The sequence below is a fragment of the Amycolatopsis sp. cmx-4-61 genome (assembly GCF_046548775.1).
In the GTDB taxonomy this organism is placed as follows: domain Bacteria; phylum Actinomycetota; class Actinomycetes; order Mycobacteriales; family Pseudonocardiaceae; genus Amycolatopsis.
In genome coordinates, this window is sequence record NZ_JAEBEI010000016.1 from 15,397 (window position 1) to 42,009 (window position 26,613).

At 69.4% G+C, this 26,613-nt stretch carries 18 protein-coding genes and 1 pseudogene; 4 read left to right on the forward strand and 15 right to left on the reverse strand.

Going from position 1 to position 26,613, the window contains the following annotated elements; translation table 11 throughout:
* Nucleotides 1-123 precede the first annotated feature (123 nt).
* Nucleotides 124-5,235 (forward strand): MobF family relaxase, encoded by a 5,112-nt coding sequence (mobF, locus tag ACLJOU_RS34040; RefSeq protein WP_410573571.1) that lies wholly within the window; start codon nt 124-126, stop codon nt 5,233-5,235.
* Nucleotides 5,236-5,358: 123 nt separating this feature from the next.
* On the opposite strand, the pseudogene ACLJOU_RS34045 reads toward mobF, so the two are convergent.
* The 12 genes and pseudogenes from ACLJOU_RS34045 to ACLJOU_RS34100 form a co-directional block, all read right to left on the reverse strand.
* Nucleotides 5,359-5,792: pseudogene (locus ACLJOU_RS34045) on the reverse strand (histone-like nucleoid-structuring protein Lsr2).
* A gap of 76 nt (nt 5,793-5,868) precedes the next feature.
* Entirely contained in the window at nt 5,869-6,642 is a 774-nt protein-coding gene (locus ACLJOU_RS34050) for a hypothetical protein (protein ID WP_410573358.1), read from the reverse strand.
* On the reverse strand, nt 6,639-7,115 hold the full coding sequence (locus ACLJOU_RS34055) for a VUT family protein (protein WP_410573359.1): 477 nt from the start codon (nt 7,113-7,115) through the stop codon (nt 6,639-6,641). Before ACLJOU_RS34055 ends, ACLJOU_RS34050 begins: the two co-directional genes overlap by 4 nt.
* 62 nt (nt 7,116-7,177) lie before the next feature.
* Nucleotides 7,178-7,852, reverse strand: a complete 675-nt coding sequence (locus tag ACLJOU_RS34060) for a hypothetical protein (RefSeq protein WP_410573360.1) — start codon at nt 7,850-7,852, stop codon at nt 7,178-7,180.
* Nucleotides 7,849-9,705 carry a type IV secretory system conjugative DNA transfer family protein gene (locus ACLJOU_RS34065; RefSeq protein WP_410573361.1) on the reverse strand — a complete coding sequence of 619 codons (1,857 nt, stop codon included), beginning with the start codon at nt 9,703-9,705 and terminating at the stop codon, nt 7,849-7,851. The genes ACLJOU_RS34060 and ACLJOU_RS34065 overlap by 4 nt, the downstream gene beginning before the upstream one ends.
* A 45-nt stretch (nt 9,706-9,750) precedes the next feature.
* Complete coding sequence (locus ACLJOU_RS34070) at nt 9,751-10,878, reverse strand: C40 family peptidase (RefSeq protein ID WP_410573362.1); 1,128 nt, start codon at nt 10,876-10,878, stop codon at nt 9,751-9,753.
* Entirely contained in the window at nt 10,875-12,413 is a 1,539-nt protein-coding gene (locus ACLJOU_RS34075; RefSeq protein ID WP_410573363.1) for an ATP-binding protein, read from the reverse strand. Before ACLJOU_RS34075 ends, ACLJOU_RS34070 begins: the two co-directional genes overlap by 4 nt.
* Entirely contained in the window at nt 12,410-13,918 is a 1,509-nt protein-coding gene (locus tag ACLJOU_RS34080) for an SCO6880 family protein (RefSeq protein ID WP_410573364.1), read from the reverse strand. Before ACLJOU_RS34080 ends, ACLJOU_RS34075 begins: the two co-directional genes overlap by 4 nt.
* The gene (locus ACLJOU_RS34085) at nt 13,915-15,342 is read right to left on the reverse strand and encodes a hypothetical protein (RefSeq protein WP_410573365.1); all 1,428 of its coding nucleotides are present in this window, start codon (nt 15,340-15,342) and stop codon (nt 13,915-13,917) included. Before ACLJOU_RS34085 ends, ACLJOU_RS34080 begins: the two co-directional genes overlap by 4 nt.
* Nucleotides 15,339-16,151, reverse strand: a complete 813-nt coding sequence (locus tag ACLJOU_RS34090) for a hypothetical protein (protein ID WP_410573366.1) — start codon at nt 16,149-16,151, stop codon at nt 15,339-15,341. The genes ACLJOU_RS34085 and ACLJOU_RS34090 overlap by 4 nt, the downstream gene beginning before the upstream one ends.
* A 3-nt stretch (nt 16,152-16,154) precedes the next feature.
* Entirely contained in the window at nt 16,155-16,445 is a 291-nt protein-coding gene (locus ACLJOU_RS34095; protein ID WP_410573367.1) for a hypothetical protein, read from the reverse strand.
* 91 nt (nt 16,446-16,536) lie between these two features.
* Complete coding sequence (locus ACLJOU_RS34100) at nt 16,537-17,451, reverse strand: hypothetical protein (protein WP_410573368.1); 915 nt, start codon at nt 17,449-17,451, stop codon at nt 16,537-16,539.
* A 210-nt stretch (nt 17,452-17,661) separates the two neighbouring features.
* Here ACLJOU_RS34100 and ACLJOU_RS34105 point away from each other — a divergent pair, with 210 nt between their 5' ends.
* Nucleotides 17,662-18,333 carry a hypothetical protein gene (locus tag ACLJOU_RS34105; protein WP_410573369.1) on the forward strand — a complete coding sequence of 224 codons (672 nt, stop codon included), beginning with the start codon at nt 17,662-17,664 and terminating at the stop codon, nt 18,331-18,333.
* Nucleotides 18,334-18,353: 20 nt separating this feature from the next.
* Here ACLJOU_RS34105 and ACLJOU_RS34110 read toward each other — a convergent pair whose 3' ends face one another.
* Nucleotides 18,354-19,562 carry a hypothetical protein gene (locus ACLJOU_RS34110; RefSeq protein ID WP_410573370.1) on the reverse strand — a complete coding sequence of 403 codons (1,209 nt, stop codon included), beginning with the start codon at nt 19,560-19,562 and terminating at the stop codon, nt 18,354-18,356.
* Nucleotides 19,555-19,887 (reverse strand): ImmA/IrrE family metallo-endopeptidase, encoded by a 333-nt coding sequence (locus ACLJOU_RS34115; RefSeq protein ID WP_410573371.1) that lies wholly within the window; start codon nt 19,885-19,887, stop codon nt 19,555-19,557. The genes ACLJOU_RS34110 and ACLJOU_RS34115 overlap by 8 nt, the downstream gene beginning before the upstream one ends.
* A gap of 442 nt (nt 19,888-20,329) precedes the next feature.
* On the opposite strand from ACLJOU_RS34115, the gene ACLJOU_RS34120 reads away from it, so the two are divergent.
* Nucleotides 20,330-21,565 (forward strand): cytochrome P450, encoded by a 1,236-nt coding sequence (locus tag ACLJOU_RS34120; protein ID WP_410573372.1) that lies wholly within the window; start codon nt 20,330-20,332, stop codon nt 21,563-21,565.
* On the opposite strand, the gene ACLJOU_RS34125 is transcribed toward ACLJOU_RS34120, so the two are convergent.
* Nucleotides 21,519-23,783, reverse strand: coding sequence for a helix-turn-helix transcriptional regulator (locus tag ACLJOU_RS34125; protein WP_410573373.1), 2,265 nt, complete (start codon nt 23,781-23,783; stop codon nt 21,519-21,521). The two genes, ACLJOU_RS34120 and ACLJOU_RS34125, sit on opposite strands and share 47 nt — an antisense overlap.
* 878 nt (nt 23,784-24,661) lie before the next feature.
* On the opposite strand from ACLJOU_RS34125, the gene ACLJOU_RS34130 reads away from it, so the two are divergent.
* Nucleotides 24,662-26,581: a protease pro-enzyme activation domain-containing protein gene (locus tag ACLJOU_RS34130; RefSeq protein WP_410573374.1), complete on the forward strand. Its 1,920-nt coding sequence runs from the start codon at nt 24,662-24,664 to the stop codon at nt 26,579-26,581.
* Nucleotides 26,582-26,613 lie beyond the last annotated feature (32 nt).

Below are 26,613 nucleotides of genomic sequence, written 5' to 3' on the forward strand. Positions count from 1 at the left end.
CCCGGCGGCCAGCGGAATCTCGCCTCCAACTCGGACCCGGGAATTCCACACTCAAGAACCTCTCCCACTACCAGTAACCGGGTGGGCGGCTCCGCCTTTTCGGCGTAGTCTGGTGTGGACATGATGGGCTTGCGGAAGCTGAGCCCTGGTGGTCATGAGTACCTCACGAACACGGTGGCGTGCGCCGATCGCAGCCGTGAGCTCGCGCCCGGCGAGTTGTTAAGTGACTACTACCTCTCCCGTGGTTACCCGGCAGGCCAATGGTTTGGCGCCGGAGCAGAGCACTTAGGGCTCTCCGGCGCAGTCACCCCTGCCCAGATGAACGCCCTGTTCGGCGAAGGCCGGCACCCGAACGCCGACGCCATCGAAGCCGAGATCATCGCCGACGGCGCCACCGGCGCCGAGGCCCTGAAGGCGACCCGGTTGGGCCGGCGTTTCCCGCAGTACTCTGCACTGGATCACCTGCGCTCCCAGGTGTCGCAGGCGTACAAAGACCACAACCGCCAGCTCGGCCGCCCGATCGGCGCGCCGATCTCCGCGGCCACACGCGCCGAGATCCGCCGTGGCGTCCAGATCCAGGCCTACCGCACAGCCCATGACGGCAACGCACCCGCCGGCGACACAGAGCTGAACGGATGGCTGGCCGAGCAGAAACGCAACCTCAAGTCCGCGGTGTCCGGGTACGAGGCCGTGTTCAGCTACGACAAGACCCTCTCCATCGCGTGGGCAATGGCGCCACCGGCCGGGCGAAAGCGCATTGTCGATATGGCTCGCCAAGCCGCGCTGGACACCGTGTCCTACATGGAACGCAACATCGCCTACACCCGCCGCGGGAACATGGGCGAGGCTCAAGTCGACGTCAACGGGATCACTGCGGCGATGTTCGAGCACTGGGATTCCCGCGCCGCCGACCCGCACCTGCACTTCCACGTCCTGATCTCCTCGAAGGTGCAACGCAGCGACGACGGCGAATGGACCGCGCTCGACGGGCGCACTATGTTCGCCGCGACCGTCGCCGCGTCGGAGTACTTCGACAACCGCCTGCGCGACCTGTTCCGCGAACAGGGCGCGTCCTGGGTACAGCGCGGCGCCGAAGGCGTAGACATGAAACGCCCGGTCTGGCAGCTCGAAGCTGTCCCGGTCGAGCTGGTGAAACTGTTCTCCCAGCGTCATCGCCAGTTCGAAGCCGCCCGGGCCAAGCGCATCGTCGAGTTCCGAGCCAAGCACGGAAGAGAGCCGACGCCGAAAGACATCTTCGCCATCGACCGCGCCGCCCAGTACGACAACCGCCCCGGCAAACAACCTGCCAAGACGTTGCCGGAACATCTCAAGGCGTGGCGCGAGCACGCGTTGACCCTGGTGCCGGCCAAGGTGCTGGACACCCTTGCCGACCGCGTGTTCCTCGGCGGACGCACGGAGCCAGACGCGTTCGACATCGCGAAACTCGCCCAGGTGACGCGGGAGGTGGTGTCGGACAACTACGCGCACTTCTCCTGGTGGAACCTCGCCGCCGAAGCCCACCGTCAGACCGCGCACCTGAAGGTGCCAGTCGACAAGCGCGAGCAGCTCGTCGACGACGTTGTCGACACCATCCTCGCCCAGCCCGACACCCTCGCCCTCGTCGGCCCGACCGCGGTGAATGAGCCGGCGTCGCTGCGCCGGCGGGACGGCGAGTCGGTGTTCGTGGAGCACCACTCGACCCGCTACACCACCAGCGCCACTCTGGCCGCCGAGGGCGATCTGGTCGCGTGGGCGCGCCGCGGAGGCGGGCACCGGCTGCGCGCTGACACTGTGGAGAAGGCTCTCGCCGGTCAGGGGTTGAACGCCGGGCAGGCGGAGATGGTGCGCCAGTTCGCCCGCTCTGGCCGTCGACTGCAGCTCGCTTTGGCGCCGGCCGGGGCCGGGAAGACGTCGGCGATGAAGGTCCTGGCGACCGCGTGGCGGCGTACCGGGCACCGCGTTTACGCCTTCGGCCCGTCCGCGCGTGCGGCGCAGGAGCTGGGCGCGTCGATCGGGGCGAAGCCCCACACGCTGCACCAGCTGACCACCGCACTGCGGTTCGGATTCGCCCGCCGCGCGTTCCCGATGGAGGCCGGGGACCTGGTGATCGTCGACGAGACGGCGATGGCCGGCACCCATACCCTGCACAAGGTGGTCAAGTACGCGCTGACCAACGGTGCGGACGTGCGGCTGATCGGGGACGACGCGCAGCTGGCCGCGGTCGAAGCCGGTGGCGCGATCCGGCTGATCGCCCACGACGTCGGCGCCGTCCGGTTCCGGGAGATCGTGCGGTTCCGCGGCGCCGACCGCGAGGCCCAGGCCGCGGCGTCGCTGCAGATCCGAGCGGCGAACCCGAAGGGGCTCGAGTACTACTTCGAGTCGGGCCGGGTCAGCGACGGGTCGCTGGAGACGATGCGCGACGCCGCCCGCTCGCACTGGCAGGCAGATCTCGACGCCGGCGTGCAGTCGCTGCTGATCGTGCCGACCAACGAGGACACCGTCGCCCTGAACATCGACGCCCGCGAACGGCGCCTGGCCCGGGGCTTGGTCGACCGGGGCCGCGAGGTGGAGCTGCACGACGCCACCACCGCCAGTGTCGGAGACTGGGTCGTCACCCGACACAACCAGCGCCTGCTGTCGCTGTTCGGCGGGCGCGACTTCGTCAAGAACGGCGACGTCTGGACCATCACCGAAGTGCACCGCTCCGGCAAAATCACCGTCCAGCACCGGGTGCACAAGGCCGCCATCACACTGCCGGCCGGGTACGTCCAAGCCCACGTCGAGCTCGCCTACGCCGCCACCATCAACCGAGTCCAGGGCATGACCAGCACCGGCAACGCCCACCTGCTGGTGCCGCCGACGATGACCCGCGAGCAGTTCTACCCCGGCGTCACCCGCGCCATGCTGGGCAACTTCCTCTATGTCGTCACCCATCACCACGTCATCGACCAGCACCGTGAAACACCAGAACCGGTGTCTCCGGAGTCGGTGTTGACCGGGGTGCTGAATCACTCCGGTGCCGAGGTTTCGGCGACCGAGACGCTGCGAGCGGCACAGGACGAGTCGGTGTCGATGGGCACGCTGGTGCTGCGCTACAACTACACCGCCACCTACCGTGACGAGGACCGCTACCGCACCATCCTCGCCCACCGGGCGCCGTCCACGCTCGATCTCGAGAGTGAGCCGGCACTCATTCAGACTCTCCGCAACGCCCACGACCTCGGCTGGGAACCCGATCCCCTCCTCGCCACCGTCATGCGCTGGCGCCAATCCCTGGACGAGGCCGACAACCCCGGCGCGGCCCTGCAAGCCCGGATCCAGAAACACCTCGAACGTCGTCAGCCGCCCTCTGCCACCGGGCCACCGCAGCCGGCCGACGTGACGCACTGGCGGGGCATCGTCGATGCGATCGCGCCGCACATCGCCGTCGAAGACACGGAATGGGAGAAAATCTGGGCCCGCGCCGCCGGTGCGCTGGCGCTCGGGTTCGACGTCGACGCCGCGCTGACCGTCGTCGCCCATCAGCTCGCCGCGCGCCCAGCGGTGCCGGATCCCATGCCGGATGACCGGTACGCCGACGCCGCTCTGGCCGCCGAGCTGCAGCGCCGCGGTGAGCGGGGAGAGGCCCATCAGCGGGCCGTTCCGTGGCTGGCCCGCCCTGACTTCGCCCACGTGCGTCACCATCCCGGGCACGCCCAGTACCTGCACGAGATGAACCTCGCGATCGCCGACCGCGTCGAGCACCTGCGTGCCGCGGTGATCCGCGAACAGCCGGGATGGGTCTCGGGGCTCGGGCCGCGGCCGGACAATCCGATCGCGGCTGAGGACTGGGACGACCTGGTCGGGCTCGTCGCCGCCTACCGCGAGACCTTCCGTATCGAGGGCGACGCGCCACTAGGTGAGGATCCCGATAGTCACGGCGCGAGGGCGCACGCCTGGCGCACCCTGAGCGAGCGCTGGGACACCTTCGGGCAGACGCCAGCGTCCGCCTCATCCGCACCCACGAAGCCACGATCGACGGCTCACACCACCGAGCTGGACGACGTGTTCTCCGAGTTCGATCACGCCGAGGACCGCGTCGCACTCGAGCCGTTGAACGTGCTGGTGCGCCGCTACGAGCTGCTGGCTCGCGACGGTGACGAGGACCGCTACCTCGACGTCCTGGCCCGCTACGTCCCGGGCGCGGTCAATGCCGGTGCCGAGCCCGCCGCGCTGGCGGCGCTGGCGCGCGCCCAGGACCGAGGGTGGCAGGCCGAGCGTCTCGTCCGTGACCTGGTCGACGACCGCGGATTCAGTTGGGCGGACGACCCGGCTGCGGTGCTCGCCAACCGCATCAACGGCCACCTCGGAACCCACGATGCGCCTGCCCGGATCGCCCCGGCGACCGACGAGCAGATCGACCGCTGGCGGCAAATCGTCGCCTCGCGCCTGCCCGACGCCGTCGTGACCGAGGAGCGTTGGGGCATCGTGTGGCGCCACGCCGCCGGCGGAGCCACCCGCGGACTCGACCCCGACACCGCTCTCACCGACGCCGCCCGCCATGTCGCGGCGACGACAACCGGCGCCGAGAACACCGCCCCGCGGACGATCGGGGTCGCGCTGGTGAGCGCCCTTGTCCGCCAGCACGACGCCGGCGCCGGACACCACTCCGCGCTGCCCTGGCAGGCCCAACCCGATCTCGCACACGCAGCGAACTACCACGGTCCGCTGGAAAGACTGGCGACCATGAACGCGGAGATCACCGCACGAACCGACCAGCTGCGCGACCAGGTCGTACGGGAGCAACCGGCGTGGCTTGCACGTTTTGGTGCACGCCCCGAGGATGCCGCACTTGCGCGGCAGTGGGATCAGGTTGTCCGGCTGGCTGCGGCGTACCGTGAAACCTACGGCATCACCAGCACCGATGCTGCCTCCCCGATCGGCAACCCATCGCCCGGCAACGACCTTCGTGCCGACGCCTGGCGAGACATCACCCGGCAATGGAGGCACCTGATGACCACACCTGACCGCGAAGACGCCGCATCGGACGTCATGCTGACCCGGGAGTCCCAGCGCGACGCCGCCGACGACTACGCCGCCCGGTTCTTCGCCGGCCTCGCCGCCGAAAAGGCACAGGAAGAAGAAGCCGAGGCGGACACCGCCACAGCCGCACGTCGCACCGAACTGGAAGAAGAACTCGTCGACGGCCACGAGCACGGCTACGGCGAAAGCTCACACCGCGGACTCACCTACTGAACCGGTGGCAGACGAGCTCCGGCGAAGGCAACCATGAATCGTGCACGTGGCCGTCTTCGCCGGACGTCGTTGCCCTGTCTTTGTGCCCGGCCGCGCTGTGTCAGCGTCTCCACCTGGCCGTCTCTACTTCTTCGTGGCCGCGACCTTCTTGCGCGGCGCCCGCTTGCGCGCAGCAGGGCGGGTTCGTCGACGACGATGGGCTGACCGTCGTTCGCCTCGAACGCCTCGATGATCTCGGAGGAGAGACGGCCACGCTCAGACACGGTGTAGCCGTTGGCGTTGGCCCACTGCCGGATCTGACGTGACCGTTCACGGTCCGCGGCCGCGGTGCCGGGCTTCTTCGCCTGAGCCGACTCACCCGCCGCCAACCGCACCTTCCGGCCGCCGATCCGTCGCCCCGCGGCGACATAGCGGGCAAGTCCATCGCGTAGCGCGGCGGCGTTGTCGTCGGACAGGTCGATCTCGTAGCTCACCCTGTCCAGGCTGAACGGGACCGTCTGGTTGGCCACGCCACCGTCGATGTCGTCGACCATCTCCACGAGAACTTTCTGCGCCATAACGGCAAAACCTCCAGTGACTCCGGCTGTCAATGAGATGTGCCGGACGGCGTCACTATAACTCATTACTGCCGGGCTACGCGGCGGTTGTCATATCGTTTCCGGATGTTCCGATCGCCTGGAGGATCTTCCGTCGCCAGCGAAGGGCGAACTTCACGCAGTTGTTGCATCGACGGTGGCCGTGGCATTCCGCTAACGGCGGTTCCCACCGCGCAGCGAACGACCAAGCCAGCGAGTCGCTACTGACGATGCTGTCCGCATACCGAGCCAGGCCCAAAGTTTTCGCGCCGAAGGCATGCAGTCGATAGCCGCGCTGGGCGAGTGAACGCACGACACCTTCGACTTCTGCGGTGTGCTGACGCCGGCAAATACTTCCGACTCCCACCAGGGAAACCGCGGTGAGGTCGACTCCGCGTTGCTCGTAGCGGTCGGCGCAGCGGTGATAGTCCTCGATGGACTGGCCCTGTAAGACCGGGATGAACGGCAGTTCGGAGTCGAGGGATCGCAGCTGCAGGTAGTTGCTGATCGTGAGTTCCTGGTGCTGTGCGACATCGAGTCCTGTGCGCGCGAGGATCGCGTCTTCGCACATGTGGTCTTGCGGCGCAGCCCAGAGCAGGCGACCGATCTCGTCGCGGTAGCGGCGAATCCGCGCCGCGTACTCTCGCGGGCTGGGACCGCACGCCCACGTTCCACACCGGGAAAGCTGACTGAAGCCGCCGGAGTCGCACGCCCAGTCGCACGACGCGACCGGCAGCGTCTTGTACCGGCGCAGCGTGCGGTCGGACACGAACAACGGCACATCCAGCAGCCCCAGCCAGTGCGGCCGATGCGTCCCGAGCAGAAACCTCATGACCGGCGACGGACAAGAGCGGTCACGATCGTTCCGACGACGACGCCATACGTCTTACCCAGCAGGTGACCTGGCGTCAGCGCGAGGGAGGCGAACGCGATCGCCGGGAACAGCAACGAGTCGACGGCGACACCCACGATGCCGCTGCAGAGCACCGCAACGACAACACCCCGCCGCCGGACGATGGCGGAGTACACGGCCGCGTCGAGCACTTCGCTGACCGCGAAGGACACCGCCGACGCCGTCGCGACGGCCGGTCCGGCAACCACGTAGGACAGCGCCGTGCCGACAGCAATAGCCACTAGTGAGATCCGTAGCCCGGCGAGGCGTTGCACCCAGTCCCGGACCACGAGAACCGGACCCGCCACGTACACCGCGGCCGCAGCGTGCAAGCCGAACCCGACGCCAACAGAGCCGACGTGCTCGGCTAGCCAGTTCGCGCCGACGACGCACGCGACGTACAGCGCGATCACCGGCACACGCACAAACCCGGTACCCGCTCCGCGCCTGCGCGACCGGCGCCGAGAGTAGGTCATCACGGCCCGCTGGGCGTGGCTTGCCGGCCGTCGACACCGGCCTCTGCCACTGCCCGTGCCTGCCGTTGTCGGTGTTCCACAGTGAAGCGATCAGGGCGAGCCGGTGCGCCCGCGGTCTTGTGACCGTCGGATCGGCAGCGTTGATGAACCCACTCGGTGGCCATCCGCTCGGCGAAGCCGGGCCGCCAATGGTCATGCCAGTACTGCGCATCCCGCGCGGTGGCCTTCTTGCCCAGGTGGGCTTCGCGCCAGGTGTAGGTGAGGGTGGCCAGTTCGGCGACCAGGCCGGGATGCTCCAGCCAGCAGTCGGGGATGGCGACCGCGCGAGTCCCGGGATTGCCGACGTAAGTCTCGTTGTAGTACTGCACAAAGTGCGCGATCGTGAACAGCGGCGTTTCCGCGCGGTGCTCCGTGTCCTCGGCCGCGCCCGGCGGCAAGAACATCAGCCATCGCGCCAGCCGCGGATCGCTCTCCGGCTCCTCGGTCAGCTCCGCGAGCTTCCTCGCCACCTGCTCGATCTGCCGCCCCAGGACCTCGGCCACGGTTTCCAGACCGGCGACCACCTCGTTGAGCTCGTCCAGCGACCGCGGCTCGAGTTCCTCGTGACCGTCTGTTCGCCGCTCGTCGTCGCCGTCGGCGTCTTCCGGACGTGCGGCGATGTCGTCGTCGTTCATCGCAGATCACCGCCACCGGGCAGCAGCAGCGGATAGCCGTCGGGCGTGATCGCGGCCCGCCCGGAACGGATCGCGGCGACGTCGGCCTGCAGCTGGGGCCAGTCCGGGCGTTGTTCGACATCAACGGTGCGGCCGAGGATCGGTCGAAGGTTGCCGTGCAGGATCAGTACCCGGCCGCGGTCGAGGGTGCGGATGTCCCCGGCGCGCAGCGTCGGGACGGTTTCCTCGCCGCTGGCGCCGCGTCCGACGCTGAACAGCCCGTCGCTGTGGTGCTGATGAGTGCGACGACGGTGCTGCCCGGACAGCGTCGACAGCCACTCCAGCGTCTTGTCGTCCTTCAGCCCCGGGAACGCGGTCAGGGTAAGAGTGTTGTCGATCAGCTGCAGCCGGCCCGGTTCGCCGTAGAGCTCGTCCAGCTGGGAGCGCGACTGCGCGGACCAGTGGATCAGCACGCCGCGGCCGGCGGAGTCGGCGATGATCGCCGGCAGCCGCGGCACCGGCGTCCCGGCGAACAGCTCGTCCAGGATCGCGGTCGTCGGTGGCTCCAGCCGGCGGCGTTCGTGACGCAGCGCGGTGTCCTGGGCGGTGGTGAGGATCTGCTCGACCAGCGCGGTCAGCACCGGTCGCGCCTGCGGGGCCTGGTGCTCCCCGGCGATGATGAACAGGCTGCCGCGGCGGTTCAGGAACTCGTCGATGTCCAGATCCTCGGCCGGGCTCGGGGTGGCGAAGTAGCGGATGGCGGGGTTCATGAACGGCTCGATCGCGCGCCGCACGCTCATCCAGACTGCGTCGGAGGTCTCGGCGACCATCCCGATCTCCGACTCCAGGTTCTGCGCCAGCTGCGGATACTGCTGCTCCAGCAGTTCGACGGGTTCCCGGTCGGCGGGTTTGGCGATCGACCACCGCACGAGATGATCGACGGTGCGGTGGTGGGTGGCGGCGGCGAGCAGGTAGGCCTGCATGACGATCGTGGCCCGGCCGCGGAACACCGCGTCGTTGCCGCCGACGTTCTCCAGCCCGAGCGACGAAGCTTCGATCAGCGTCTCCGCCCGCCGCAGCGCGACTGCGGGGTCGGCGCAGCCGGTGACCGGCGACCAACGAGCGTGGGCCGGCCAGGACAGCGTGCCGGTCGCGTCGATCACCAGCACCGGCCCAGCACTGGGGCGGCGGGTGCGGGCCAGCAGGCACCACTCGGCGAGGTCATTTTTCGTTGTCGACGCCACCAGCGCGCCCGGGGCGGCGAGGACCTTGTGCACCAGGTCGGTGCGGCTCTTGCCCGAGCGGGTCGGCGCGATCGTCCCCGTCGGGGTCTCCAGCGAGGTGACCAGCTGCTGGCGTCGGGGCCCTTGGTGCAGCGGGACCGCGATCTGCTCAACGGGTGCGGTACGACGTTGCTCGTCGGTAAGGTCACCGCGGGTCCACATCGCGGTCTTGCGTGCGGCTGTGACCGACAGGGTCTTGGCCATCTCACGGCGGGTGGCGTGGCCTGAATCGGTCGGGGCCACCCGTCGCCAGACCGGGATCGCGGCGCCGACGGTCAGGCCGGCGGTGAGCATGGTGATCGTGGTGAACCAGATATAGAACGCCAGCTGGTGATCGCTGACCGCGCCCGACCACGGGACCGGCAGGCGCGGTCCTGGGTCAGCGGCGTGGAAGACGACCGTGAGGGCGAAGCCCGCCCACGTGGTGATCGGGGGCCATGTCCACGTGCCGGAGAAGAATCCGGTCACCAGAACGGCCGCGGCGACGACGGTCACGCCGAGCGCGCACAGGACGGCCAGGGCGGCGACCGCGAGGCCCATCAGGGCGACGTCGCGGTCCAAATTGAGGGTGTCGGTGCGTGTGCGCGGCATTGGCCGCTCCTCCCGGACAGCGGGAGAGCGGCACCACGGCGACGGTCATCGGAGTGGGCTCCCTCCCGGTGGCGGGGAGGGCGAACTGGGGCCGGCGATCCGGCGGATCGCGACGATCTTCAAGGTCCACGCGGAGAGGGACTCGAGGATGACGCCGGTGTCGCTGTCGTAGGCGTCGACGATCAGACCGTGCCCGGCGTACATCCCGACATGCCGCGGTACCTGCGCGCTGCCGAGCGCCCCGGGGATGAACAACAGGTCACCGGGTTCGGCCTGTTGGATCGAAGCGACGGCGTGGCCGGCGTGGACCTGACTGACGGTGCCAGCCGGGATCCCTACTCCGGCGGCGGCCCAGGAGGCGAGCATCAGCCCGGAGCAGTCGTAGGCGTCCGGGCCTTTCGCACCCCAGACGTAGGGTTTGCCGAGCTGGCCCAGGGCGAAGCCGACCGCGGCGCGCTGGCGGACATCGTCCGGCAGCGTGAACCCCGGCGGAAGCTTCGTCGGGTCGACCTGGCCCGGGTCGCGGGGAACGTCGGAGCCACCCTGGTCGGGGCACAGCGTCTTCGCCTGCACGACGTGCGTACTACCGTCCGGGGGCGGGGGCGGGGCGGGGTTGTCGGGGCCGGTCCAGAAACGATCCACGATCGCAGCGGCAGTGGGTTCGCGTGGGGCGTAGCGGTCCGGGAAGCCGCTGCGCTGGACCGCCTGCTCCGCCCGCCCCGGCGGCATGGTGTCCCAGCCGGGCAGGGCGATGAGGGCGTCGAGGAACTTGCCGGTGGCGTAGACGGGGTTGAGGATCTGCCCGCGGGTGCCCCAGCCTTGGCTCGGGCGTTGCTGGAAAACCCCGATCGAGTCGCGGTCGCCGTAGTCGAGGTTGCGCAGCCCGGACTCGACCATGGCGGTGGCGATCGCGAGAACTGCGGCCCGCCGTGGCAGGCGGCGTTGCTGGACGACGTCGACGATGGTGCGGGCGATGTCCATCTCGTCGGCGCCCAGCTGCTGCCGGTCGACGACGATCGACCCGCCGCCCGGACCGCCCTGCTCGCAGCCGCTCAGCTGCACGACCGTCGCGGTCGCGGCCGGGACAACGACGAGCGCCAGCGCGAGGATCGGCAGCATCACCAGCCCGACCAGCGCACCCGTCACGCCGGCTAGCAATCCGCTTGCCTTCACGGCGACACCGCCGGCGACTGACCGTCGGGCAGCCGATGTGGTTTCCGGACCAGCTGGGTGTTGGTGTCGAAGATCTGCCGCTCGATCCGGCTGAGCACCGTCTGCACCTTGAGGCCGGTTCGGTTCTCGATCTTCCACAGCGCTCGGCCCTGGCGGTCGTTTGCCCATCCGGTTGTGGCCTCGTGCTCTTTCTCCGAGAGAGCAAGGACATCGGCCAATTCGCTCGCGACGCGCGTGGACTGTCCAAGAAGGATCCGGATCGAGCAGAGGGCGAGCAGGTCGCGGGCGATGGCGACCTCTTGGGAGCCGGTGGCGCCGACGGAGAGGAAGTCGCCGGGTTTGTGGCTGACCAGCACCTGGATCTTGCGTTCCACGCGCGAGAGCCGTAGTTCGCTGTCGACGGCCTGCACTGCGCGCAGCCCGAGCCGGAGTTGGCGCCAGATCTCGTCGCGGACGACGATCCGCAGCTCCCCGTCCTCCTGCAGATCCGTGGCCAGCGACGACCACGAGCCCAGGCAGGTCAACGCGACAGCGATCGCCTGGTCGCCGCGGGTGCGTAACCGCGAGAGATCGAGGCTCTGGATCGGAGCGTCCCAGTCGACGGTGAAGTTCGTGGCCGCGTCGAAAAGCCCGGCCAGCGGGCCGCTGATCAGGTTGGCCAGCGCGTCGGTGATCGAGCGGAGATGGTCGAGGAATTGGCGGCGGCCGGCGAAGCGCAGTTCCTGCCACAGCTGCTCATCCGGATTAGACAGCGACCGATGAACGTCAGGGATGGTGATGGGCTTGAGCCGGGTGTAGCCATCGCTGATGCCAAGCAGCTGCCGCAGCACCGCCGAGAGCGCGGCTTCGTCGGTGACGGTGGGCCGGTAGCCCTGGGCTTCGGCTAGTGCCACCAGCAGCTGCACCCACCGGCCCAGCACCCCGTCGAGCTCGTCGCGTTGCCGCTCGATCGACCAGGTGTCCCAGCGTGCGGCCAGGGGGCCGAGGTCGAGGGCGTTGAGGCGGGCGGTGCTGCCACGGCCGAGCATGATCGGCGTGACGCCCAGGGCGTGCAGCAGCGGGGTGTATTCGCCTTTGACGTCGCCGGAGATGAGGGTGCGGACGCCGGTGAGCATCATCCGCAGCAGGAACGCCACCACGGTGGAGGACTTGCCGCGGCCGGGTTCGCCGAACAGGACCATGTTGGGGTTGGTGCAGATCGAGCGCAGGACGAACTCGACCGGGTGCAGGTAGAACGCGCCGCCGGAGTGGACGTCGTAGCCCATCCGCGCCCCGACCGCCGGCAGCGGGCTCGCCGCCAGCAACGGGAACAACCCGCCGAGCACGTGGGTGCCGGCCTGATAGACCTGCAGCGGCGCCGGCACCGGCGACCACCCGTACCCGGGGCGAGCGAACCCGCGCTGCGGTGCTGCACGCCGGTTCACGCGGGCGGTACGGCTGTCCGCACGTCGTTGCCCTGTCGGTCGCGTGCCGAGTGCGGGCCCGAAGGTGGCGAGCAGTTCCGCGGCGGTCCGCTCGTCGGTGCGGCGGCTCATGAGGCACCGCCGCGCAGCCGGGGCAGGCCGACACCGACGGGCAGGACTGCGGCGACGAACCCGGCGTCCTGGGCCAGTTCCATTCGCAGCAGCTGGAAGCGGCCGGCGATGTCGTTCTCCAGCTTGGCCGCGTGGTCCTCGACATTCCACACATCCGGGATCGTGACCGCCGCGGCGACGGCGAAGCGGACGATCCCGTGCCCGGCTGCGACCGCGTGCTCTTGTGCCCGCGCCCCGCCCGCCTCACGGGCCTCGGCGGCGCCGGAGTTGAACCCCTTCGAGGACTTCCAGTCCCGCACCACCCCGGTGCGGAACCGCAGGCGGCGCACCGCCTTGCGGGACCGGTGCTGGGACAGGGTCTCGTAGTGGATGGCGAGGCTGCGGCGCTCGCCGGCGGTCTTGACCGCCAGCAGCCCACCCAGTGACCCGAACACCGTCCCGGCCTCGGGCATCAGCACCGAGTAGGACACGGTCGCGAAGCCGTCGTGGTAGTACGCCCGCGCCGACGGCGCAGGTGCGTGTACTGGCCCGGCGGTCGCCCAGCGGACGCCCACCTCGGTGCCCGCGCGATGGCGGCGCGCGGCGAGGCCGGCGGCGCTGGCCGGGTTGAACCCGGTGCGGATCGCCACCGCCAGCTCCGGACCCGACAGCCACTTGACGGCGGTGGCGCCGAGGGACTTGAGCTTGTCCTCGAGTCCGTCCAGCACCCGGTAGAGCACGGCGGCCCGGCCCGCGACCCCGCCACCGGCCGCGGCGGCCGGGCGGCGGAGGGCGTCTTCGGTGCCGGAGAGGGTGACGAACACTTCGTGCCGGACCGACACCGCCCCGACCAGCCGGTCCAGCTCCTCGGCCGCCTGGCGCGCGAGCGCGGGTGCATCTGGGACGTCGTGTTCGGCGCGCCAGGCCTGGTAGTCGGCGCCGTCGTCGGGGACGGTGCGCACCAGCAGGGTCATCCGGTCGATGACTTCGCGGTGCCCGATCGGCAGCAGCAGATTGCCCAGCCGGTTGGCCAGCCGCTCGCACTGGGCGTCCGAGAGCATTCCGACCCCGGCGTGGGTCAGGCGGGCGGTGGCACCCCACCGCCCGTCGCCGGTGTCGTGGATCAAACAGACCCGGCCAAGGTCCCGTAGTGGCGGCCCGTCAGGGAACCGCAGCCGGGCCAGCACCCCGGGCAGATCCGGCTCATCCAGGTCCGTGGTCTGCCCGGTGACCGCGCGAGACTGCCACCGCGACCAGCCCAGGACGATGCCGGCTCGGTAGAGCAGCAGGTGCTCGAGCCACCGCAGCGCGGGACGTCCGCGGACCGGCACCACGACCAGCGTCGCCGCCGTGCCGCACACCGCGCCCAGCAGCAATGCCCGGCCGAACTGCCCGGCCGCCAGTGCGAGGATCACCGGCACGGCCAACCCGACGCACACGAACGCCTGCACTGGCGTCAGCCCGATAATCCAGCCCGCGTGTTCCTTGCGGGAGAGCCCCTTATAGATGCGTGTCGCGGTACTCACAGCAGCACCGCCGCGTCCTCGGCCTCACCGGCCGCAGCGCCGCCGCCCTCGTCCGGCGGCGGACCGCCCGGCGGCTTGGGGACCGGCGGGGTCGGCGGGGTCGGCGGACCCGCATCGCCCGGCGGGTCCGCAGGTGGCGGCTGCCCGTCATCATCGCTACCGCCGTCGACAGCACCAGTCACGTTCGCGCCGCCGGCACCGTCATTGCCCGTGGCAGGTAGCTCTGCCCCCTCTGCCGCCTCTCCTGCCGGGCCGGCTCCCGAACCTTCTGCGCCAGCGCCCGAGGTACCTGCATGGGGCGCACGGCCACCGGGGGTGACGGCGGCGCTCGCGTCCGCAGGGGCATTCTCGTCGCCGGGCATTCCGCCGCTCGTATCCTCATCGGCGACGGCCTGATCGAATCGATCGACGTTGGCCTGCTCCTGGCCATCGCCGCCGTCGTACCCGCCGCTGTTCTCGTCGTCCCCGAACTCGTTGCCGACTTTGTTCCGGAACGCGCGAGCCATGCGCCCGGCGATGCTGTTGGCGCCGTAGGAATCCAGGCCCGCGTCCGAAAGCTTGTCCCGAAACACGCCTTGAGGGTCGGCGTCGGGGTCGACGAAGGCGAACAGCTTGAACAGCACCAGCGGCACACACAGCGCGACGAACAGCACCCCGATACCTGCCAGCAGCCCGGACAGCCCCTGCGCACCACCGACGATCGCCACGGCCAGCACCACAACGAACGCCAGGGCCGGTTTCATCACCACCGCCACCACGCACCAGCGGACGCCTTTCCAGTACCACCGCCCTGTTCCGTCGGCCACCAATCCCGCTGCGGCAATAGGTATTGCGCCGACCAGCACGTAGATCGCGGCTTCGCGGAACACCGCCTCGAACGCGAACCCCAGCCCGGCGGGAATGACCCCGAAAGCGCCGGCCAAGCCGAGCACGACGTTCTTGACTTCATCGGAGAGGGCGTCGGTGAAGCCGGTCATGTTCAGCGCGTCGCGGAAGTTGCCCACCCGCAGCCCGGTGGACAGAATCGCCTCGGTCAGGCCGTCCGCGGCGGCGAGGAACGCCGCAACCACCCCGACCGTCACCGCGAGAGCGATCCCGTACTGAACCGGGCCGGTGATCAGACGGACGAAGCCGCGGCCGCCGCGGGCGACGGTGATGATGATCTGCCAGAAGAACATCCCCAGTGCGATGGCGCCGGAGATCCACAGCGTCATCGGCCACAGGATCGACACCGGCCCGTCCGTGGTGGACACCGTGAAGATGGAGAACTGGTCGACCAGCTCGAACGCGGTGCGCAGAATGAACAAGGCCGCAGACCAGGTCGCCGCCATGAGCGGTTCGAGGACCCCGGCGGCAGTCGCTTTGACTCCTGCGCCGGCTAGCCTGCCCAACGCCTTCAGCAACTCCAGCTCCGCGGGCGTCATCGGGCGCCCTCCCGGTTCAGGGGCCGGTAGCCGGCCGCGACCGATTCGGCGCTGCCCGGCCACGCCGACGCCGCGTAAGCGGCGCGAGCGCCGGGGGCGATCCGCCACGCGGTACCGGTCCAGCGCAGGGCCTGGCAGTCACCGATGCCCATGCGCGTGCTCTGGCCCTGGTAGTCGAAGCTCAGCTGCCCGAGCGTGCACACCACCGCGAACCGGCCGCCGTCGGCGGTGCCCTTGATCAGGCCCTGGGACACCTCGTAGGTCACCGTCAGGCCGGGCTTGAGCTCGCCAGGACGGATGCCGGCTTCGTCGCGGAACGCGGTCAGCAGCGCGAGCGGGCCGCTGCCCTGCGGGGACGGGGCGTGCGGGAGCGCAGATTCGCCGTAGGCCCGCACGTAGGTGGCTGGGTCGCCGCCGCGCAGCGCGGACTCGTTGAACACGGTCAGCCAGCCCAGCGCGCCTTCCGCGGTAACCGGGAAATTGTCGGAGATCACGCGGTTCGCGATCGGGGCCGCTTGTGGCACGGTGATCGACGGGCCGGCCGTGGCGGTGGTGAGCTGGTGCGGCAAGGCCGCTTCCGGCGGCAGGGTCAGCATGGGACGGGTGGCCAAGGTCGTCGCCTCGTCAACCGGCGCCGTGGGTGTCGGCGAGGGCGCGGCGCCGGGCGGCGTCGCGGCCGGCGGGGACGATGGTGGTGCTGTTGCTTGCCGGGCGACGAGCACGACCGCGACCGCGGCGACGATCAGGACGGCGATGAGGAACAGGCGGCGCGCCCGCGTGCGGGAGCGCCGCGGCGTGGTGGCGAACATGGCTCAGCCGCCCGCGAAGCTGTTGATCAGCGACCAGCCGATGCCGTAGAGGATTGCGCCGGCGACGGCGCAGAGCATCATGACGACGCCGACTTTCCCGGCACGGTGATGGTCGACCCAGCGGCCGCCGGCCCAGACGATCAGTCCGATGAAGAAGCCGGCGACGAGGGCGACGCCCGCGCCCCACTTGACGTTGTTGAGCAGCCCGAGGATCTTGTCGCCGCCGACCTCGGGCTGCACGGGTGTCGGGTTGGGGATCTGAGCGAGCCAGTCGATGAAAATGTGCGCGGACATCGCGCCCTCCACATCGCACCGCCCGACGTCACGTCGAGCGGGTCAGGTGGGAGGGCGTTGAAGTTCTTCTCGGCTAAACGGCGGGATGGGCTCAGCCGGTGTCGGGGTCCGAGACGCGACCGCGGACGATTCGCGGCCACCGCAGTGCCAGGCGGCGTGTCGGCGGCCGCAGCATGTGCCAGGAACGGAGCAGCTGTTCGGCGGGTGAGCGAAGCGCAGAGGGTGTCACGTCGGCCGTGATGCCGTGCTTGGCGACGTCGCGCTGGTGAGGGAAGAAGACAGTGCCGGGTAGCAGGACGCTGGTGCGGCGTCCCGCGGTACCGGCCACGCCTTTCGGCCATCGGCGAGCGCCCACGACTAGCAGTTGCATGGGCGGAGTCACCGCTGCGGTCCGCACCCACGGCTCCAGCCGGGCAAGGACCTGTTCGGCGTGTGCGAGTCCGGGCACCGTCGGCCGTACCACTAACGCGGGTATCGGCGAGGGGCTGCCGACGCGCAGCCATTGGCCTGGCCCGAGAGCGGGATCGGCCGCCAGCCGCCAGGGGTCGTGGCCGATGTCGACCACCGTGGCATCGACGCCGCGGCCAGCGCCGGGGTGCCAGTACGGGGGCGGCGGGAACATCACCGGTTCGGTGGCGCTCTCTGCCATCTCCAGGCGGGCAAGTATTGCGCGGGCGCGCCGCGAGAACCGGATCCCCGTCGCGGGGCTGGCGCCGTCCCGCCGGGGCCCGTCAGTACGCGCGGCGCGTCCGAGTCCGGATCGGACCGGATCACCGGCGTCAATGAGCAGGACCGAGCGGCCCGCCAGCTGCAGCGCGTCGGCGATGGCGACGGCAGTACTCGTCGCTCCGACGCCGGGAGAGGCGGCCAGGATCGGCACGACGCGGCCGAACGCCGACCAGTCGACCAGCTCGGCCGCGCCGTCGGTAGGAGCGGTCTGTTGCCGGGTGGTGGTCGGCGAGTCCACGCTGGAGCGGGCATCCGCAGGTAGCTTGGACGTGGCCATGACGGGCTCCCCTCAGCGGTGGTGGTGCGCCGGTGAAGGGTGCGGCGGTCACAGCGGGACCGTGCTCCAACCCCCTGTATGGGGTGGCGTGGGTTGCTTTCTCCCGGTAAACGGAAGATACTCGCAACGAGTGTGGCTCTTTGCTTTGATGGTAGACGCAACTCGCGATGTGTCAAATATCGGCCATCACGGCGTAGTTCACACGCGGTGATGACAGCGATGTTCGGGGGCGGTGTGGGACGACGGTACGAAGACGAGCCCGTTTTCGAGGATTGGGAAGAGACGTCGCCGGAGCACCTGACCTCGCCGCTGCCGCATCGCTCCTACGCCGCGCAGCAGCAGCTCACCCTCGAACTGCTCAACCTGGATACCTTCGCCGAGCGGTTGACGTACCTGTTCGATCACGAGTCGACCTACTACGTGCTCGACGGCGAGCCCGTCGTCGATCCCGAGGAGATCGCACGTCTGGCCGCCGACAGGACCCCCGGGTTCCGGAGTTTCGTCGCCCGGGTGCCGCTGGTCGCACGATGGGTTCAGGCCCGCAGCGGGATCCCGGTGACCAAACAGGCGCTCCATAACTTCAAGGGCGGGGTCCGGGAGAGCACCCGTCCGTCGGTCAACCGGGCGTTGGCCGCGTTCTGGCGGATCCATCCGGATTTGCTCGACCCTCGCGTGCCGGCCGCGGAATTCGTGCTGCCGTATGACGAGACCGACCGCAAAGCACACGAGCTGATGACCGAGCTCGGAGGCGTCGGCGTCAATGCCCGCACAATCACCAGCTTCCTGGGCGGAGCTCGGGAGGCCGACAAGCAACAGCTGGTGAAGGTGCTGGAACGGATCGCGCAGACCGCCCGCGGAACCGGCCACGGCCGGCCCGGCTGACGAGGCCAGACAGCCCGCCGTCACGCTCTGCTACGGCGGGGTTGTTGCGGTCCGAGCTTCTTCGCCAAGCGCCGTACGCGACGCTCGCTCAGTGCTGCACCAGTGGCGGCCAGCCACCTGGCTCGCTTGTCGTCGTCGACGGGCAGCCGCTCGGTTTCAGGCCACCATGCATCGAGATCGTCGGCCTCAGCATCGGCCTGAGTGCGTCCCGCCGGCGGTTGTGATAACCGCGCGACGATGGCGGCGACGGCGATCTCGATCTCGACGGCGGTCGCGATAGGTTCGATGTCAATCTCGTAGAGCAGTTCGAGGTCCCGCAGATTGTGGCGTATCGCGGACCGCGTCGCGGAACCGATCAGCTGATCAACGATGAGCAGAGCGTCCTCGATCTCGACCATCTGCTGAATCGGGGTCAACGGTGGCTGCCGGCGATGGACGAGCAGGATCCGCGTGCGCCGCCACAGGCGCTCGATCGCGGCCTCCTGGCGTTGTGTGCGGCCCCGGTCGCGCCGGTCGAACGCCCTGCGGGTCACGGCGGCGAACACCGAACCGGCGACGAACAGCACCAGCCCGACACCGTCGGTGAACACCGCGAAGTGGGTGCCGCGGGGCGGATGATGCGGGTCGAGCAGCAGGCGCAGGACGACGCCGAGCCGCCAGGACAGCCCGACCAGCGACACTGCCACCCCCAGCTGGGCAAGGGTGACCCCGCCACGGACACCGGCCACCTCGCCCATCGCGACCACGGTCAACCCGAGCAGCAGCGCCGCGAGCCATCCGACCATGTAGGTCAGGTATATCGCGGTGTAGAGCTGCGAGGGCCACGTCGGGTTCCGGGGCGACCCGAAGAACGACGTGTGCGCCCCCGCCATCACATACAGGGTGACCATCGCCGCGGCGCAGACCCCGAAAATCGTCACCACCGCCGGCATGGGTAGACGCAGTTGCCCGAGGGTGTGCAGAAATGCCGCGGTGAAGACCATCGCCACCATGGCCAGGACATGGTGCACCACGAGCGCCACGTTGTGCAGGCCGGTCAGCTGGTCGGCCCAGTCCAGCGTCATCGGGTCTCCGGCCGCCAGTGACAAGGCCATGCAGGCGATACCGGCGGTCAGGAAGTGGCGGCTGAGGGTGTAGCCGAACCCGCGGTTGACCAGCGCCTTCCGGGCTGATTCGGTCACGCCGGCGGCGGCGGCGCCGTACCAGAGCAGGGAGACGGGGTCAGGCATCGGCGCACAGGTGCTGGCGAGATCCGAACGCTGCCCGCAGCGCTGTCCGGCCGGGCGGGAGCCGGTCGCGGTGGCGCGTCATCCCGGCCCGGATGTGCGCCCGCAGCCGGTAGGCGAACTGCTCGGCTTCGACCTCCCAGCGGTCCTCGGGGCGGGAGCGGCGGCCGCAGACGTAGTCGCCGGGGTGGCCGAGCATCCAGTGCCCGATCTCGTGGTAGGCGATGTGGGCGACGTGCGCCGGGACGGCGGCGGCTGCGACCCCGAGCCAGCATTGCGTCCGCGCGCGCACCAGCAGCCCGCTGGTCCCGCCTCTCCCGGTCGGCATTCGGCCCAGAACAACGACTACTCCTCGTTGTTCACCGAGGGCGTCGAGAAAGGCGCGCAGCTCGAAGGGGTATCGGATGGGCAGCGTGGCGATGATGCTGTCGCAGTGCCGGATGAATGCCTGATCTTCGTATTCTGTGGTCCCCACGGTGTCCCCTGAATGTTGGTTGATCCACCCGGTCCCCGCCGGCCCCCTTGGTCACGCTCAGCACTGACGATCTTCATCGGAGCAGGTCAGAGCGTTGCCGCCATACTGACGGACGCGATGCACCTCAGACGCCCGCAGACGCCCGCCGGATCCCGCAATGTTCGTGTGCGGGGGTCGTGCGGGGGTGTTTGCGGTCCTTGCGGGGTCGGTGCGGGCCCGCATATTTCGCGCGCGGACCGCATTCTTGCACGGTGGAGGGTTGATTCCGCTATCTCCGGCCGACTAGTCAGGAGTCATGGTGCTGAATTCGGGGGACGCGCCGGCGCGCAGGACTGACACTGATCCGGCGACATTGGCATGGGGGTTCAACCATCTTGATCCCGCGGTCGCTGCGATGGCTTACGAGACGCTCGGGACGATCCGCCGGGGGTGTCCGGTCGCGCGCAGCGGGGAGCTGCATGGGTTCGTTCTGGTCACCGGCTACGACGAGATTCGCGAGGCCGCGCAGGCATCGGGTCGGTTCAGCGCCTACGTCGACGGTCTGGGCGCGGCGGCGGTGGTCACCGAAATGCGGGAGGCGGTGGCGCCGATGTTCGAGACCGACGACGAGCAGCATCATCATTGGCGGCGCGCGCTGATGGACTTCTTCACCCCGGCGGCCGCGGCGGCTCAGGAGCAGTACGTGCGGGCGATCTGCCGGGAGACGCTGCAGGAGCTGATTCCGCGCGGGGCGGCGGACCTGGTCGGTGGCTATACCCAACAGGTGCCGCCGCTGGTGATCGGGCGGATGCTCGGGCTTTCGGAGCTGGAGCGGGCGTGGCTGTCGGAGCATGTGCGGGCCTTCTACGGCGCCGAGACCTTGACCGAGGCTCAGCAGATCGGCCGGGTGTACGCGGACTTCCTGCTCGGACAGATCCGCGAACACCGTGCTTACCCCGGCGACGACCTGCTCTCGTGCATGGCCACCGCCGAGGTCGGCGGTCAGGCCGCGAGTGAGGACGAGCTGGTCAAGATGACGATGCTGATGGTCGCGGCCGGGTACCTGACCACCGCCGACGCCTGCGCCACCGCGATCCTGCAGCTTTTGGAAGACCCCGTGCTCCGGGAGCGTGTCACCGGCGACTCGGTGCTGCTGGGGCAGTTCGTTGAGGAGCTAGTGCGCTACGAGCCGGCGGTCGCGGCTACCGGCCGGACTGTCACCACTGACACCCAGCTCGGCGGGGTACCGCTCTCGCCCGGGGATCGGCTGCTGCTGACCTGGGGCAGCGCCAACCGCGACGAACGCCGCTTCGACGACGGGGAGGTCTTTCGGCTCGACCGCGTACGCACGCGGCCACCGCATCTGGGGTGGGGCGCAGGCGAGCATCGCTGCCTCGGCAGGCACCTGGCCCGGGCCGAGCTGCGAGTCATGCTGGAGGAACTGCTGCGCGCGCTCCCCGATTTCGGACTTCAGCCCGACGCCACAGTGCGGCGTACGTTCGGGGTCATCCGCGGTGTGGCGGCATTGCCGGTGCAGTGGAGCCGTCGCTAGCCGCGACGTGCGCGCGATACCACTCGGCGAGCTCCGTGCGTCCTCCCAAGTTCAGCAGCCGGTAGATCTTTGTCAGGTCGCCCTCGACTGTCCGCGCTGAATTGTGCAGGACAGCGCCGATATCCGGGTTCGACTTCCCTTCGCTGACCATTCGCGTGATCTGCCACTGCCGCTCGCTGAGCGACGGCGCCGTGGGGTCGGTGTCGCCGAGAGCGAACGCCACGATCCGGTCGTCCCGCCACCGGCCACCGGTCAAGCGGGCTTTTTCGAATGCCTCCTCGCCGATGCCGTCGATGATCGTGTCGATCGCGATGTCGCGGTGATGGCGCCATCCGGGCAGGCCGTTGAACCGGACGCCGTGGCGGGCCTGGAGGCTGTCCGAGCCGCCATACAAGTGGGCACCGCCGACCAGGTCGCCGGCCAGCACGCGTTTGCGGGCTTCCTCTTCCACGCCCCAAGCAGGGCCCCACAGGTCGCCGAGTTTCACCTGCGCGCGCAGCGCGCTGCGCGCACTGGCGTGCGGCTGCGATCCCTCGGGCAGGCCGCGGGTCCATTCCGCCCAGGTGATCGCCCATTCCGCACCTCGAGCGTGGGCCTGCTCGAGGCACCATTGCGACATGCGGTCGGCCTCCTCGACCGGGCCGAGCAAGCCGGCGGTGAAGGCGTGGAAGAGCCCTGCCATGTAGGCCGAGCCGTCGGCGCCGGCCGCGCGGAATCCTTCCCGGGCGGCTTCCAGCTTGGCGTAGCCGCTGCGTTGCCCCAGGGCCAGCGCGTCGTAGGTTCCGTCGATGAACTGCACCGCAGGCGCGTTCTCCATGCCGATCTGCCGGGCGAGGTCGAGGCAGTCGTCGCGGTGAGCTTTGCCGCGTTCGCGAGTGCCGAGGGCGATCCAGATCCAGCCGACCATCGCCAGCGCCGAGACCCGCACCGGCGACGGCTCCGCGGACTCGGCCTGCAGGAGCTTCTCGACCTGGCGGCACACGGGGATCTCCGTGGCGAAGAAGTACGGCGCGCGAGTTCGCAGCAGATCGATCATGATCGTCAGCCCGCGCTCCACCTGCCCGCGCTCCGCACACCAGGTCACGGCGGCGGCAATATTGCCGGACTCGGCGTTGACACGGGTCAGCCAGCACATCTCGTCCGGGCCGAACCACAGCTCTGCCGCGTCGCGTACCAGCTGCGCGACCCACGCGCAGTGGCGTTCCTCGATCACGTCCTGGTCACCGAAGTGCCGCAAGCGTCGACGGCCGTACTCGCGCAGGTAGTTGTGCTGCCGATAGCGGCCATCCGCAGACGCGCCGTCGATGATCGAGTTCTGGACGAGGTAGTCCAGCGTCGGCAGGATCTCGGCGCGGTCGACGTACTCGTCGGCGCACACCTGTTCGGCCGCCTCGAGGGTGAAGCCGTCGGTGAATACGGTCAGCCGGGCCCACACCCGTTGCTGCACCTCGGTGCACAGCTTCCAGGACTCGCCGATCGTCACATCCAGAGCCAGGTGATGGACCTGGACTCCGCGGGTACCCGGGGCGTACCGCAGCGACAATCCGCCTTCCAGCCGTTCGAACACCACCGCTGGCGAACGGCCGGTACTCAGCTGGGCCGCCACGAGTTCCAGGATGAGCGGAATCCCGTCGGACCAGCGAACCAGACCGACGATGGCCGACCAGTCGTCCTCGGGGGTCAGCGGCCGTCCGGCCAAGGTGGCGCGGTCCTGCAGCAGCTTCACCGCGTCGCATTCTTCGGCCTGGATGCGGCCGGCGTCCTTCTCGGGGATCCGGAGGGGGCTGAGGTGCACGATGCGCCCGCCGTGGATCTGCAGCCAGGCGCGGCTGGTCGCGATGATCTGCAGCCGCGGCGCCTGGTTGATCAGCAGGTCCACGAGTTCTTGGATGGGCTCGAGCAGCTGTTCGCAGTTGTCCAGCACGAGCAGGACCCTGTGGTCGCGCAGGAACCCGAGCAGCACGTCCAGCGGGCGGGCGTCAGGCTGATGATTGGCGACACGTAAATCTGCTAGTAGCAAGTTGCAGATTCGCCCGACGGTCGTTTCGTCTCCGGCTTCGCCGCTCATTTCTGCGAGCCGGACGAAGGCGGCCGCGTCGTAGGCATCGCGTCGCCGCCAGAAGACCTCTCCGGCCAGTCGCGTCTTTCCTACTCCGCCGCTGCCCGTCATCATCACCAGACGGTCGCCCTTGTCGATATAGCCTTCGACCTCGGTCACCTTCTGTGATTGACCGATGAGTGTGGTGGGATAAGCCGCACCCGGGATACCGGCAATCGGCGATGGCCTACGCACCATGACGCCGGCGGGTTGCACCATTGACGACCTTGTTGCGCCCTGCGGCGTGAGACTCCGGCATTGCCCCTCCTCGTACCATCCCTGCTCGTCACAGGCATCGACCGATGCCCATAACGCCCCTCGTCGGCGAGCGCGGCGTTCACCCGGGGCGTGCCGCGCTCCGCGTCATGTTTCGTACCACGGGTAACACCACAGCCCTCAAGCATTAACCAAGGGAACACTCGATCGGGTTAATCGTCAACAACCAGGTAGCATCGCGGTGGCTACCCTGTGTAACTGAAGCTCATTTCGGTCGTCCGGCCGAAACAGTTATGCCATACAGCTCACGAAGGGTTCCTAACACAACACGCATCGCAACGATTGCCAGCAAGAACCACTCCGCAGTCCGCAGAAACACAGACATCTAGCAACACACGTTGACTTTTGTCGAGATACGGTTATTGTTCGTCTCAGCAAGGCGGAACGTAGCCCACGCCGGGGGAGGCGTGAACCGGCACGATCGCCACCCACGTTGGGACCTACTCGTGCTCAGACCATTGGCACCTTCCTACGCCGGGACGGCTCGCGGACCGCCGTTGTCACGCCCGCCCGCCGATCCATCTCCGCACAGTGTTCTTACCGGTCGCGCAGCGACCTTCGCGATGACCAGGCCCCACGCGGCCGGTCCACACCATCCGAAGTCTCCGCTCAGCCCCTCTTCGCGTAACCCTGGCTGCGGCACGAGGCACGCCCTCCAGCAGGTCCGTCGATCGCACGGCGCCGCGCTGGATGGATTTCCCTTTATTCAAGGAGAAACCTCGATGCACAGCCGTCTTTGGCATGCCCTCGCCGCGACCGCGGCCCTACTCGCCTCCACCGTGGCCACCGCCGTCGCGGCACCCAGTACACCCGCCAGCGACACCGGCGACCGTGTGCCGATCGCCGGGAGCACCCCGTCCTGGGCCACCCCGAATACCGAAGTGGCCCAGAGCCACGGAAACACCGTCCGGCACATCCAGGTCGCGCTGGCGCTGCGCGATCAGCCCGGTGCCGAACGCCTCGCCGCGCAGCTGGCGACACCAGGCGGCGCCGAGCACCGGAAGTTCCTGTCCTCGAAGGAGTTCCTCGACCGATTCGCGCCGACGAAAGACGCCGTCGACAAGGTGACGCAGTGGCTGGCCAAGCAAGGCCTGCACGTCACCGGCGTCAGCGGCAACCGCCACTTCATCGACGCCGAAGCACCCACCGCGGCCCTGGAAACCGCGTTCGGCACGAGGATCGCCGCATTCCGGACCCGCATCGACGGCACCACCCGGACGCTCACGGCCCCGGCGTCGCCGGTCACCGTGCCGACCTCGCTGCGGGCCTCGATCACCGCGGTGCTCGGCCTGGACGACAGCGCCGCCCTGCTCAAACCCCAGCACACCCGCCCGGCCTCGGCGACGGCCGAACAGCACTGCGCGCGATGGTGGGGCGAGCAGAACAACACCGACGTCCCGCAGAAGTACCCAGCTGGCTTCCAGTCCAACGCGTTGTGCGGTTACACCGGAACCCAGGTCCGCGCAATGTACAAGCTCGGCAACGGCAACACCGGAGCCGGCACGACGATCGGTGTCGTCGGCGCCTACAACTCCGACACCGTCGTCGCCGACACCAACCAGGCCGCCGCCCACCTCGGCGTCCCGCCCCTGGCCAATGGCCAGTACAGCGCGGTCCTGCCGCAGGGCGGGTTCACCGACGCGGCCGAGTGCGGCGCCGAGGGCTGGGCGGCCGAGCAGACGCTGGACGTGCAGGCCTCCCACACCATCGCCCCGAGCGCGAAGATCCGCTACTACGCCGGGAAATCGTGCAAGGGCACCGGGATCTACGAGGCGTTCAACCAGGCCGTCACCGACAACGCCGTGGACGTGATCAGCAACAGCTATGGCAACGACGACGGCGAACGCTCGCTCCCGCAGGCGGCACGAGACCAGTTCAATTCGATGGCGCTGCAGGCGGCGATCCAGGGCCAGACCGTCACCGTGTCCACTGGTGACGCCGGCAACAACTCCGGCCCCGTCGGCCACCCGACCGCCAGCTTTCCGTCTTCCAGCCCGTGGGTCGTGGCGGTCGGCGGTACCAGCGTTGGCCTGGACCAGAACAACCAGGCCAAGGTGCTGACCGGGTGGGAGAACAGCGGCAACACCCAGTCCGGAAACTCGTGGACGCCGCAACGGGACTCCGACGGCCCGTTCGCTTCCGGCGCCGGAGGCGGCACGTCGGCCCTCTACGACGCGCCGGACTGGCAGGCCGGCGTCGTCCCCGGCAGCGGCGGGAAGCGGGCCGTCCCGGACATCGCCGCACTGGCCGACTCCTACACCGGGATGCTGGTCGGGCAGACCATCAAGGGCCAGTTCGGCATCGGCTCCTACGGCGGCACGTCGCTTGCGTCGCCGCTGATCGCCGGGCTCGTCGTCGACGCCCAGCAGGCCCGCTCCGGCAACGCCCGCGCCGGGCTGCTCACCCCCGTCCTCTACAGCCTGCGCGGGTCGAGCGCGATCGCGGATGTCACGCCGCAGAAGGCCGGGGTGTGGACGCCGATGATGCACGCCTTCGGCGGTGTCGCCGTCCCCGGCGGGCAGGGCAGCTACCTGATCGACTTCGACGCCCGCCCGCAGAACCTGCAAAGCGGGCCCGGCTGGGACAACGTCACCGGGCTCGGCACGCCCGCCGACGGGTTCATCGGCGCGCTTTCCCAGTAATCACAACCCCTTTTGTGGCAGGCCCGCTCGGC

What these genes read in the sequence shown, in the direction of transcription:
- mobF (WP_410573571.1), top strand. Translation starts at nt 124, where the DNA reads ATGGGCTTGCGGAAGCTGAGCCCTGGTGGTCATGAGTACCTCACGAAC.
- ACLJOU_RS34050 (WP_410573358.1), bottom strand. Translation starts at nt 6,642, where the DNA reads ATGAGGTTTCTGCTCGGGACGCATCGGCCGCACTGGCTGGGGCTGCTG.
- ACLJOU_RS34060 (WP_410573360.1), bottom strand. Translation starts at nt 7,852, where the DNA reads ATGAACGACGACGACATCGCCGCACGTCCGGAAGACGCCGACGGCGAC.
- ACLJOU_RS34065 (WP_410573361.1), bottom strand. Translation starts at nt 9,705, where the DNA reads ATGCCGCGCACACGCACCGACACCCTCAATTTGGACCGCGACGTCGCC.
- ACLJOU_RS34075 (WP_410573363.1), bottom strand. Translation starts at nt 12,413, where the DNA reads ATGAGCCGCCGCACCGACGAGCGGACCGCCGCGGAACTGCTCGCCACC.
- ACLJOU_RS34085 (WP_410573365.1), bottom strand. Translation starts at nt 15,342, where the DNA reads ATGACGCCCGCGGAGCTGGAGTTGCTGAAGGCGTTGGGCAGGCTAGCC.
- ACLJOU_RS34090 (WP_410573366.1), bottom strand. Translation starts at nt 16,151, where the DNA reads ATGTTCGCCACCACGCCGCGGCGCTCCCGCACGCGGGCGCGCCGCCTG.
- ACLJOU_RS34095 (WP_410573367.1), bottom strand. Translation starts at nt 16,445, where the DNA reads ATGTCCGCGCACATTTTCATCGACTGGCTCGCTCAGATCCCCAACCCG.
- ACLJOU_RS34100 (WP_410573368.1), bottom strand. Translation starts at nt 17,451, where the DNA reads ATGGCCACGTCCAAGCTACCTGCGGATGCCCGCTCCAGCGTGGACTCG.
- ACLJOU_RS34105 (WP_410573369.1), top strand. Translation starts at nt 17,662, where the DNA reads ATGACAGCGATGTTCGGGGGCGGTGTGGGACGACGGTACGAAGACGAG.
- ACLJOU_RS34110 (WP_410573370.1), bottom strand. Translation starts at nt 19,562, where the DNA reads ATGCCTGACCCCGTCTCCCTGCTCTGGTACGGCGCCGCCGCCGCCGGC.
- ACLJOU_RS34115 (WP_410573371.1), bottom strand. Translation starts at nt 19,887, where the DNA reads ATGCCGACCGGGAGAGGCGGGACCAGCGGGCTGCTGGTGCGCGCGCGG.
- ACLJOU_RS34120 (WP_410573372.1), top strand. Translation starts at nt 20,330, where the DNA reads ATGGTGCTGAATTCGGGGGACGCGCCGGCGCGCAGGACTGACACTGAT.
- ACLJOU_RS34130 (WP_410573374.1), top strand. Translation starts at nt 24,662, where the DNA reads ATGCACAGCCGTCTTTGGCATGCCCTCGCCGCGACCGCGGCCCTACTC.